The sequence below is a fragment of the Aquabacterium sp. UBA2148 genome (assembly GCF_002328915.1).
Lineage (GTDB): Bacteria > Pseudomonadota > Gammaproteobacteria > Burkholderiales > Burkholderiaceae_C > Aquabacterium > Aquabacterium parvum.
In genome coordinates this window covers 3,565-14,434 of the sequence record NZ_DCXA01000162.1, presented here as the reverse complement: position 1 = coordinate 14,434, position 10,870 = coordinate 3,565, and the positions used below count along the sequence as shown (strand labels likewise).

9 protein-coding genes and 1 pseudogene are annotated in these 10,870 nt (G+C 65.8%); 7 read left to right on the top strand and 3 right to left on the bottom strand.

Annotation, left to right across the window (positions count from 1 at the left end; genetic code table 11):
• Window positions 1–96: pseudogene (locus B2W70_RS08975) on the bottom strand (LysR family transcriptional regulator); the annotation flags it as partial.
• Window positions 97–399: 303 nt separating this feature from the next.
• Here B2W70_RS08975 and B2W70_RS08970 point away from each other — a divergent pair.
• The 7 genes from B2W70_RS08970 to B2W70_RS08940 all read left to right on the top strand — a co-directional run bounded on the left by B2W70_RS08970 (window position 400) and on the right by B2W70_RS08940 (window position 9,396).
• Window positions 400–2,604: a malate synthase G gene (locus B2W70_RS08970; RefSeq protein WP_286744968.1), complete on the top strand. Its 2,205-nt coding sequence runs from the start codon at window positions 400–402 to the stop codon at window positions 2,602–2,604.
• Between the two features lie 167 nt (window positions 2,605–2,771).
• Complete coding sequence (locus B2W70_RS08965; protein WP_058087379.1) at window positions 2,772–3,455, top strand: CsgG/HfaB family protein; 684 nt, start codon at window positions 2,772–2,774, stop codon at window positions 3,453–3,455.
• Window positions 3,456–3,476: 21 nt separating this feature from the next.
• A complete protein-coding gene (locus B2W70_RS08960) occupies window positions 3,477–3,845 on the top strand; it encodes a DUF4810 domain-containing protein (RefSeq protein WP_235513798.1) in 369 nt (122 codons plus the stop codon).
• Window positions 3,846–3,847: 2 nt separating this feature from the next.
• Window positions 3,848–4,525 (top strand): DUF799 domain-containing protein, encoded by a 678-nt coding sequence (locus B2W70_RS08955; RefSeq protein ID WP_058087380.1) that lies wholly within the window; start codon window positions 3,848–3,850, stop codon window positions 4,523–4,525.
• A gap of 234 nt (window positions 4,526–4,759) precedes the next feature.
• Window positions 4,760–5,233 carry a DUF3015 family protein gene (locus B2W70_RS08950; protein ID WP_286744965.1) on the top strand — a complete coding sequence of 158 codons (474 nt, stop codon included), beginning with the start codon at window positions 4,760–4,762 and terminating at the stop codon, window positions 5,231–5,233.
• A 102-nt stretch (window positions 5,234–5,335) separates the two neighbouring features.
• A complete protein-coding gene (locus tag B2W70_RS08945; RefSeq protein WP_286744964.1) occupies window positions 5,336–7,336 on the top strand; it encodes a DUF4105 domain-containing protein in 2,001 nt (666 codons plus the stop codon).
• A 2-nt stretch (window positions 7,337–7,338) separates the two neighbouring features.
• Window positions 7,339–9,396 (top strand): NADPH-dependent 2,4-dienoyl-CoA reductase, encoded by a 2,058-nt coding sequence (locus tag B2W70_RS08940; protein WP_286744962.1) that lies wholly within the window; start codon window positions 7,339–7,341, stop codon window positions 9,394–9,396.
• Between the two features lie 96 nt (window positions 9,397–9,492).
• On the opposite strand, the gene B2W70_RS08935 is transcribed toward B2W70_RS08940, so the two are convergent.
• Both B2W70_RS08935 and B2W70_RS08930 read right to left on the bottom strand, forming a co-directional pair.
• Window positions 9,493–10,083, bottom strand: coding sequence for an outer membrane beta-barrel protein (locus tag B2W70_RS08935; RefSeq protein ID WP_286744960.1), 591 nt, complete (start codon window positions 10,081–10,083; stop codon window positions 9,493–9,495).
• 159 nt (window positions 10,084–10,242) lie between these two features.
• A complete protein-coding gene (locus B2W70_RS08930) occupies window positions 10,243–10,794 on the bottom strand; it encodes an outer membrane beta-barrel protein (protein ID WP_286744958.1) in 552 nt (183 codons plus the stop codon).
• Between the last annotated feature and the right edge of the window lie 76 nt (window positions 10,795–10,870).

The window sequence follows — 10,870 nt, the reverse complement described above, 5'->3', positions numbered from 1 at the left end:
AGTGGCAGGCGCCACGCCCTCGGCCCCCGCCGCGGCGGTGAGGCTGCCCTTGGTGGCGACCGCGACGAAGGATTCCAGCTGCTTGAGTCGGTCCATGCTCTGTTGTCCTGCGGACGTCCTGGTTTTGACGCCTTGCGCCCGAGGGGGCCATGTTGATCAGGCGGGCGTCAAAACACAATGGGGGCGGCGCCCGGGAAGATCCGAAGGAATGCCTTCGATTTTTACTTAAAAGTCATGAATCAATGAATTTTTGGACTGGTAATGAACGGATCGGTATGGAATAAACTGCTCCGTTCCAAAAGAGGCGAGGTCCGCCTGCCGCATCACCCTGCGGCGGCCGCACGATGGCCTGCCACCTCGCCTCCACCCGATTTCACTGACTCTTTCAAGAGGTTCTCCATGACCGCACGCACCCAAGTTCACGGCCTGCAAGTGGCCACCGAGCTCTTCCGCTTCGTCGAAGACAAGGTCCTGCCAGGCACCGGCATCGACAGCGCCAAGTTCTGGGCTGGCTTTGACGCCATCGTCAACGAGCTGGCCCCCAAGAACGCCGCCCTGCTGGCCGAGCGCGACCGCATCCAGGCCGACATGGACGCCTGGCACGCGGCTAACCCCGGCCCCATCACCGAAGGGGCCGCCATGGCCGCCTACAAGGCCCACCTGGAGAAGATCGGCTACCTGGTGCCCGTGCCCGGTGACGTCAAGGCCACCACCGCCAACGTGGACGCCGAGCTGGCCCTGCAAGCCGGCCCGCAGCTGGTCGTGCCCATCCTGAACGCCCGCTACGCGCTCAACGCCGCCAACGCGCGCTGGGGCAGCCTGTACGACGCCCTGTACGGCACCGACGCCATCTCCGAAGAAGGCGGCGCCGACAAGGGCAAGGGCTACAACCCGGTGCGCGGCGCCAAGGTGATCGCCTGGGCCCGCAACTTCCTGGACAAGGCCGCCCCGCTGGAAGGCGCTTCGCACAAGGAAGCCACCGGCTACAGCATCGCCGGCGGCAAGCTGGTCGTCGCCCTCAACGGCGGCAAGACCACCGGTTTGCAGAACCCCGAGCAACTGGTCGGCTTCCAGGGTGACGCCGCAGCGCCTTCGAGCGTGCTGCTGGTCAACAACGGCATGCACGTCGACATCCAGATCAACCGCTCCACCCCGATCGGCCAGACCGACCCGGCCGGTGTCTCGGACCTGGTGCTGGAATCGGCCGTGTCCACCATCCTGGACTTGGAAGACTCCGTCGCGGCCGTGGACGCCGAAGACAAGGTGCTGGGCTACAGCAACTGGCTGGGCATCCAGCTGGGCACGCTGACCGAAGAAGTCGCCAAGGGCGGCAAGAGCTTCACCCGCAAGCTCAATGGCGACCGCGTGTACACGGGGGCCCAGGGCGGCGAAGTCAAGCTGCACGGCCGCTCGCTCATGTTCGTGCGCAACGTGGGTCACCTGATGACCAACCCGGCCATCCTGTGGGGCGCCTCGGCACAAGAGATCCCCGAAGGCATCATGGACGCGGTCATCACCACGACCATCGCCCTGCACGACCTGCAAGGCCGCGGTCAGCTCAATGGCCAGGCCATCCGCAACTCGCGCACCGGCTCGGTCTACATCGTCAAGCCCAAGATGCACGGCCCTGCCGAAGTGGCGTTTGCCGCCGAGCTGTTCTCTCGCGTCGAGAAGCTGCTGGGCCTGGCCGACAGCACCGTCAAGCTGGGCATCATGGACGAAGAGCGCCGCACGTCGGTGAACCTGAAGGCCTGTATCGCTGCGGCATCCAGCCGCGTGGCCTTCATCAACACCGGCTTCCTGGACCGCACCGGCGACGAGATGCACACCGCCATGCTGGCCGGCCCGATGATGCGCAAGGGCGACATCAAGAACAGCGCCTGGATTGCCGCTTACGAGCGCCGCAACGTGCTGATCGGCCTGCAGATGGGCCTGCGCGGCCGCGCCCAGATCGGCAAGGGCATGTGGGCCATGCCCGACCTGATGGCCGGCATGCTCGAGCAGAAGATCGCCCACCCCAAGGCCGGTGCCAACACCGCCTGGACGCCTTCGCCCACCGCCGCCACGCTGCACGCCACCCACTATCACCAAGTGAGCGTCGCCGCCATCCAGCAAGACATCGAGAAGACCGGCGAAGACCCGCAATCGCTGCTCGACAAGCTGCTGACCATCCCCGTGGTGGCACAGGCCAACTGGTCTGACGCCGAGAGGCAGCAAGAGCTGGACAACAACATCCAGGGCATCCTGGGTTACGTGGTGCGCTGGATCGACCAGGGCGTCGGCTGCTCCAAGGTGCCCGACATCCACAACGTCGGCCTGATGGAAGACCGCGCCACGCTGCGCATCTCCAGCCAGCACGTGGCCAACTGGCTGCACCATGGCGTGATCACCGAAGCGCAGGTGCGCGACAGCTTCAGCCGCATGGCTGCGGTGGTGGACGGCCAGAACGCTGGAGATGCCGCTTACGAAAGCCTGGTGGGCAACCCGCAAGGCGCTGCGTTCCAGGCCGCGCTGGACCTGGTCTTCAAGGGCAAGGAACAGCCGAGTGGGTACACCGAGCCGCTGCTGCATGCCTGGCGTTTGAAGAAGAAGGCTCAGGCCTGATCAAGCTCAGCCGAACGGCTGATGCTCGATGAGAACGGCGCCCTGCGGGGCGCCGTTTTTCATGGAGCACAACACGACCGCCCCACCGCCATGGCTCCAACGTTCAGTTACAGTCATTGACGCATTCCCCTTCTCAGACAGGGGCTGTTCAACCCAGGGAGACAACCATGAAGTCCTCGTTCCGTTTGGCTGCGCTCAGCGTTGCCATCGCCGCCCCCATGTTCATCACGGGCTGCGCCACCGAATCCTCACAAGCGCTGGCCGTGCAGAAAACCCAGGCCGCCACGCGCGCCTACGTGGGCGCCCGTGCGCCCATCGCCGTCGGCAAGTTCGACAACCGCTCGAGCTACCTGCGTGGCGTGTTCTCCGATGGCGTCGACCGCCTCGGCAGCCAGGCCAAGACCATCCTGATCGGCCACCTGCAGCAGACCAACCGATTCAACGTGCTCGACCGCGACAACATGGCCGAGATCAAGCAAGAAGCCAGCATCCAGGGCGCCGCCCAGCAACTCAAGGGCGCCGACTTCGTCGTCACCGGCGATGTGACGGAGTTCGGTCGCAAGGAAGTGGGTGACCACCAGTTGTTCGGCATCCTGGGCAAAGGCAAGACCCAGGTGGCCTACGCGAAGGTCACCCTCAATGTGGTCAACATCCGCACCTCCGAGGTGGTGTATTCGGTCCAGGGCGCCGGTGAATACCAGCTGTCAAACCGCGAAATCATCGGCTTTGGCGGCACAGCCAGCTACGACTCGACGCTCAACGGCAAGGTTCTGGACCTGGCCATTCGCGAGGCCGTCGATCGCCTTGGCGAAGGCATTGACGCAGGCGCGTTCAAACCTGTTTCGCGTTAAGCCTCAGGGAGAAATCAAACCATGATGCATCGCCCCATCACCCGGGGGCTGGCAGCGCTTTGCCTGCTGACCACCCTGGCCGGTTGCGCCGGCCCCAAGCAGATCTACAGCTGGAACAGCTACCAGCCACAGGTCTATGCCCACCTCAAGAACGACGGCAAGTCGTCGGCCGAAGAGCAGATCATCGAGCTGGAAAAAGGCATCCAGCAAGCCGCAGCCAAGGGCGCACAAGTCCCCCCGGGCTATCACGCGCACCTCGGACTGTTGTACTTGAACACCGGCCGCACCGATCAAGCCCTCGCGGCGTGGAACCAGGAAAAGGCCTTGTTTCCTGAGTCGACGAAATACATCGACTTCCTGATCGGCAACATGAAAAAGAACCGGAGCTGACCATGCGCACGCACGCCATCCAACGCACGTCTTTATGCACCTTGCTTGCCACCGCAGCGCTCCTCGCAGGTTGCGCTGCGCCGGTCAAAACCGACTACACCGCCTTCCGTGCGGCCAAGCCAGCGTCCATCCTGGTATTGCCCCCCGTCAACGAGAGCACGGAGGTCAACGCCACGTTCAGCATGCTGGCACAGGCCACCTACCCGCTGGCTGAGGGTGGCTACTACGTCATGCCGGTGACGCTGGTCAACGAGACCTTCCATCAGAACGGACTGACGGTTGCCACGGACATGCATGAAGTGCCCGTCACCAAGCTCAAGGAGATTTTCGGTGCCGACGCCGCGCTGTACATGAAGATCACAAGGTACGGCAGCACGTACACCATTCTGAGCAGCGCGGCAGTCGTGAGCGCCGAGGCACGGCTGGTCGATCTGTCCACCGGCACGCTGTTGTGGAGCGGACGAGCCAGCGCGTCCAGCGACGAAAACAACAACAACAGCGGAGGCGGCTTGGCCGGCTTGCTGGTTGCGGCCATCGTCAAGCAGATCATGAACAACGTGACCGATGCGTCGCACCCCGTTGCGGGTGTCACCAGCGCACGACTTCTGTCTTCCGGCACGCCCAATGGCCTCCTGTACGGCCCCCGCTCACCCCTCTACGGCAAGGACAACACAAACTGAGCACGCCCGTCGGGCATGCATGAAGCGCCCGCCCTGGGCGCTTTTTTTGTGCCCTGTGAACAAGAGGTAACACACGCCCGCATCACCCTGAAAGGGGAGAGGCCCAGCGGCGTGTTTTCATCCGAACACACCTCAATCGAAAACCGAGTCTGCCACCCCTAGAATGGTCCAAGACGGTCACCACCCACGGCGGCCCGTCCATCCCATCATCAACACAGACCAGGAGTTCCTTTCATGAAGAAGATCGTCATCGCAGCCCTCGCCACCCTCGCTGCAGCTTCCGCCATGGCCCAAAACAACGTCGGCTCTTGCGGCTGGGGTTCCAAGGTGTTCGAAGGCCAACGCGGCATCTTCCCGCAAGTGCTGGCCGCCACCACCAACGGCACCTCGGGCAACCAGACCTTCGGCATCACCTTCGGCACCTCGGGTTGCACGCAGGACGGCGTCGTGTCGTCCTCCTGGAAGACCGCCATGTACATCGACGGCAACCGCGTGGCCCTGGCCCGTGACGCCGCCGCTGGCCAAGGCGAAAGCCTCGACACCCTGGCCGCCGTGATGGGCATCAAGGACGCCGACCGCGCCCTGTTCGCCGCCACCATCAAGGCCAACTTCGCCACCGTGTTCGCCAACGAACAGCAGATCGCCGCCAACCTGAAGTCGGTGCTGGCCGCTTCGCCCGAGCTGAACGCCTACGCCGCCGTCATCTGATGAAGGCCCGGCCCTTTGCCTGGGCCGGCTGACCCATCCGATCCGACCCACACCCTGACTCCAGCCGGAGCAGGGTGTGTCTTTTTCAGGAGCACCCTTTCCGTGCTGCAAGCCCTGCTCCCGCGCATGGCCAGGCTGATGCTGGCCGCCGCGCTGGTTTGTCATTCGACGCTGACCCATTCCCTGGATTTGGATCCGCCGCTGAGCCCGAACCCGGCTGGCGATCGCGTGGTCGTGCCATCGACCCACACCATCGGCCAACTGCAACGCCTCGCGCGCGAGCGCCAGCTCGCCACCACGCCCATGTGGCACGCGCTGCTGCACTACCGCCGCCACCCGCTGACGCGCCAGTTGCGCAGCCTGGCCGACGACCCCGGCTTCTTCCTCGCGCAGCAAGGCCGCACCGATCCTCAGGCCGAGCTGGACGCCACCATTGCAGCCTTCTTCGACGCCGAGCCTCGCCACGCACTGGACCAGGCCGCCGCCTGCCGCTTCATCGCGCGCGAACGCTGGTTGCGCCAGGAGCTGGGCGCCTCGGCCCATGTCTGGCCCCAGATCCCGTGCGAGCGTTTCGACACGTGGCGCGCCGGCCTGCGTGCCGACCGCGTGAGCATGATCTTCCCGTCGGCCTACCTCAACAGCCCGGCCTCGATGTATGGCCACACCTTCTTGCGGCTCGATGGGCCCCAGGGCGATGGCGCCGGCTCGCCCATGCTGTCCTACGCCATCAACTACGCGGCCAACGGTGACCAGAACGAAGGCCTGGCCTTCGCGTTCAAAGGCCTGGTGGGCCTGTACCCCGGGGCGTTCACCAACGCGCCCTACTACCTGCGCATCCGCGAATACAACGACCTCGAAAACCGCGACATCTGGGAGTACGAGCTCAACCTGACTCCGGACGAGATCGAGCGCCTGCTGACCCACACCTGGGAGCTGGGGCCCACTCGCTTTGACTACTACTTCTTCGACGAGAACTGCTCGTACCACCTGCTGGCGCTGCTCGATGCCGCCCGGCCCGGCTGGAACCTGGTCGATGACTTCACCTGGTGGGCCATCCCGGTGGACACCATCCGCGCGGTGATGCGCACGCCCGGCATGCTCAAGGCCGTGCGCTACCGCCCCGCCAACAGCACCGAGCTGCGCGAGCGCGCGCACCGCCTGGGGCCCGAGAACGCGCGCCTGGCACGCGACATCGCCGACGGCACGCAGCCCCTCGAAGCCGTTCAGGCCGCGAACCTGACGCCCGAGCAGCAGGCCCTGGCGCTGGAAACCGCCGAGCGCCTGGTGGCCTACGACGCCGTGCGCGAAGGCTGGAGCGAACCGCAGGCCCAGGCCCGCCGCATGCCCCTGCTGCGCGCCCGCGCTGCGCTGCCCGCGGGTGAAGCCGTGACGGTGCCCACCCCGAAAGACGATCCGACCACCGGCCACGCCACCGCCCGCATCGACGTGATGGCGGGGCGGCGCGCGGGCAGCGATTTCTACACCTTCACCGCCCGCCCCGCGTACCACGACCTGCTCGACCCGCCCGCTGGCTACCAGCGCGGCGCCGCCATCCAGTTCTTCCAGACCGTGCTGAGTCGATCCGCGCATGGCCATGTGCAGCTTGAGCGCTTCACCCCGGTGGACATCAGCTCGCTGAGCCCGCACGAACCGCTGCTGCGCGCCCGTTCGTGGCGCGTGGGCATGCACCTGCGGCGCGACCCGTTCGGCCAGGCCGATGAGCGCCGCCGCATGGGCGCCGAGGTGCGCGGTGGCCCGGGCTGGGCATGGCAGTTGGGCGGCGATGGCATCGGCGACCTGATGCCCTACGCCTTCCTCGACAACCACCTGCAATGGGACCGCCGCCGCGCCGACCAGCCCTGGGCGCTGGGCTCGGGCCTGGCCGCTGGGCTGCTGTGGCAGGCCACGCCGCACCTCGGTGTGCAACTGGAAGGACACGGCCGCGCCTACCTCGGCGACCTGCCCAAGGAATGGGGCTGGTCACTGCAGACGCGCGTGCACCCGCATGCAGACTGGAGCCTGAACGGTCAGATTCAGCAACAACACCGGGAACGCACCCGCCCCGTCACCACCTGGGGCCTGGGCGTGATGCGACACTGGTGAGCATGAGCACGCCTGCGCCCTACCCCCACCTCCTCGCCCCCCTCGACCTCGGCTTCACCACGCTGAAGAACCGCGTGCTGATGGGCTCGATGCACACGGGTCTCGAAGACGGCCGTGACCTGAGCAAGCTCGCCGCCTACTTCCGCGAACGGGCCGAAGGCGGCGTGGGCCTGATCGTCACCGGGGGCTTTTCGCCCAACATCGCGGGTTGGGTCAAGCCGCTGGCCGGGCGCATGAGCAGCGCCTCGTCGGCAAAGCGCCACCAAGTGGTCACGCGCGCCGTGCACGAGGCCGGCGGCAAGATCGCCATGCAGATCCTGCACGCGGGCCGCTACGCCTACCACCCGTTCGCCGTGGCGCCTTCGCGCATCAAGTCGCCCATCTCGCCGTTCACGCCATTCGAGCTGTCGGCCGCGGGCGTCGAGCGCCAGATCCAGGCCTTCGTCGACAGCGCCGTGCGGGCTCGCGAAGCCGGCTACGACGGCGTCGAGATCATGGGCTCGGAGGGCTACTTCATCAACGAGTTCCTGGCCCAGCACACCAACCAGCGCAAGGATGCTTGGGGCGGCGATTACAGCCAGCGCATGCGCCTGCCCATCGAGATCGTGCGGCGCACGCGCGAGGCCGTGGGCCCCGACTTCATCCTCATCTACCGCCTGTCGATGATCGACCTGGTGCCTGGCGGCAGCACCTGGGCCGAGGTGCGCCAACTGGGCGTGGCCATCGCCCAGGCGGGCGCGACCATCATCAACACCGGCATCGGCTGGCACGAGGCCCGCGTGCCGACGATCGCCACCAGCGTGCCGCGCGCGGCTTTTGCCTGGGTCACGGCCAAGCTCAAGCAGGACTTCGCCGACGCGGGCATCGACATCCCGCTGGTGACGTCCAACCGCATCAACACACCGGCCACGGCCGAGATGGTGCTGGCCGGTGGCTACGCCGACATGGTGTCCATGGCCCGGCCCCTGCTGGCCGACTCTCACTTCGTGGCCAAGGCCGCGGCCAACCGCGCCGACGAGATCAACACCTGCATCGCCTGCAACCAGGCTTGCCTTGACCACGTTTTCAAGAACCAGCTCTCGAGCTGCCTGGTCAACCCGCGCGCCTGCAACGAGACGACGCTGAACTTCCTGCCCACTGTGCAGAAAAAGCGCATCGCCGTGGTGGGCGCGGGCCCGGCCGGCATCACCGCCGCCACGCACCTGGCCGAGCGCGGCCACCACGTCCAGCTGTTCGATGCGGCCGATGAGGTGGGTGGTCAACTCAACATGGCGCGCCAGGTGCCGGGCAAGGAAGAGTTCGACGAGATGCTGCGGCACTTCCGCAAGCGCATCGAGCTCACCGGCGTGCAACTGCGCCTGAACACGCGCGTGGATGCGGCCGCCTTGGATGGCTTCGACGACGTCATCGTCGCCACGGGCGTGACCCCGCGCGACCCGAAGATCCCCGGCCAGGACCACCCCAAGGTGCTGAGCTACATCGACGTGCTGCGCCACAAGAAGCCGGTGGGCCGCAAAGTGGCCGTGATCGGCGCAGGCGGCATTGGCTTCGACGTGGCCGAGTACCTGGTGCACGACACCGAACACAAGTCGCCCTCGCAAGACCTGGTCGCGTGGATGCAGGAGTGGGGCGTGACCGATCCGTCGAGCGCACCGGGCGGGCTGCGCCCCGAGGGCCCCAAGCCCACACCCGCTGCGCGCGAGGTCGTGCTGCTGCAGCGCAAGAAGGGCAAGCTGGGCAACGGCCTGGGCAAGACCACGGGCTGGATCCACCGCGCCGCCCTCAAGATGAAAGACGTCGAGATGATTGGCGGGGTGAACTACGAGCGCATCGGCGACGAAGGCCTGCTGGTCAGCTTCGGGGAGAAGCGCGAGAGCCCAACCTGGATCGCCTGCGACAACGTGGTGCTGTGCGCGGGCCAGGTGCCGCTGCGCGAGCTGGCCGATGAGTTGGTGGCTCGGGGCAAGCCGGTGCACGTCATTGGCGGGGCCTTCGAAGCGGGTGAGCTCGATGCCAAGAAGGCGATCGATCAGGCGGCACGCCTGGCCGCCAGGCTTTGATGCCCTGGAGCAGCGATGAAGCCATGAAAAACGGCCCTGCAAAGAGGGCCGTCTCGAAGACCTGAGCAGGCTTGCCGCTCAGGTGCCAACGGGTGCTCAGAAGGCGTATTGCACGCCGACGCCCAACAGGCGGACCGCGCCACTGTCGCCGTTGACTTCGGCGTTGGTGAAGTCCGCATCAGCGGTGAGGCGCAGGTTCTTGTTCACCGCGAACTCGACGCCCACACCGAAGTACGGCTTGACGGAGTCGTCGGACTCCGAATAGCGGTAGGCCGCAACAGGCATCGATTGGGTGAAGCGGGTTTTCAGGACCGCCAGACCCAGGCGGCCCACCAGCGACAGCTGAGGGTGGGCGGCAACACGGAAGGCCGCAGCCAGCAAAGCGCCACTTGCTTCGAAGCTTTCCTTCACTTCGCCATCGCGCAACAGGAACCCGTCGAAGTAGCTGTCGGTGAAGCCGCGGGTGCCCTTGCCGAAGTCAACGTAGGCCGCTTCCAGCGCCACGGTGGGGTTGAGCTTGTAGCCCACGTAGAACTTCGTGCCGGTGTCGGACTTGTCGCAGCCCAGGTTGTAGTCTTCACAGCTGAGGTTGACATGGGACTTGCCCACGACACCACCCACATAAACCTGCGCCGAAGCAGTGGCCATCATGGCGGTCAGCAGACCCGCCACAGCAATCTTTTTCATGGGAACTCCCTGGATCAAAAACACGGCGCCATTCGCCGCGGTGGCGAATCTAACAACGTTACGTGTCTGAAACAGCAGGGGCGCTCCGATCGGCCAAACGAATGAGCGTTGGCCGCCACACCCGTTCGGGTGGCGGCCACCTTTTCAGGCGTTGACGGCTCAGAAGTCGTATTGCAGGCCGATGCTCAGCAGGCGCACAGCGCCTTCTTCGCCAGCGACCTCACCGGTGGTGAAGTCAGCGGCAGCGGTGCCGCGCAGGTTCTTGTTGAAGCTGTATTCCAGGCCCAGGCCGAAGTAGGCATTGGTGCTGCCATCGGTGCGGTTGCCATACGGGAAGCCCGTGGACTTGGTGTCCACCATGGCCAGGCCCAGGCGGCCGACACCGGTCAGCTCGCGGGTGAAGGGCAGGCGGCCAGCTGCGTTGATCAGGAAGCCGTCGACAGCGATGGAGCCCACGCCGAACGAGCCCACGTTGATGTTGGACTTGCCGAAGTCGATGTAGCCGCCTTCGATGGCGATTTGCGGGTGCACCTTGTAGCCAGCGTAGAACTTGTAGCCGGTGTCGTCGTTGTCGCACGAAGCGACGCCACCGCAATCGACGGCAACGTTGGACATGCCGAAAGCACCGCCGATGTAGGCCTTGTTGGCCAGTTGGGCGGAGGCAGAGGTGGCGAGGGCCAGCAGGGCAGCGGCCAGGGCGATCTTGTTCATGGGGTCTCCTGTAGGGGTGTGAAGCGCCGCCCGATGCGCGATCGGCGGCTCAAACAAAGCGTCCGGCGCGGACTGT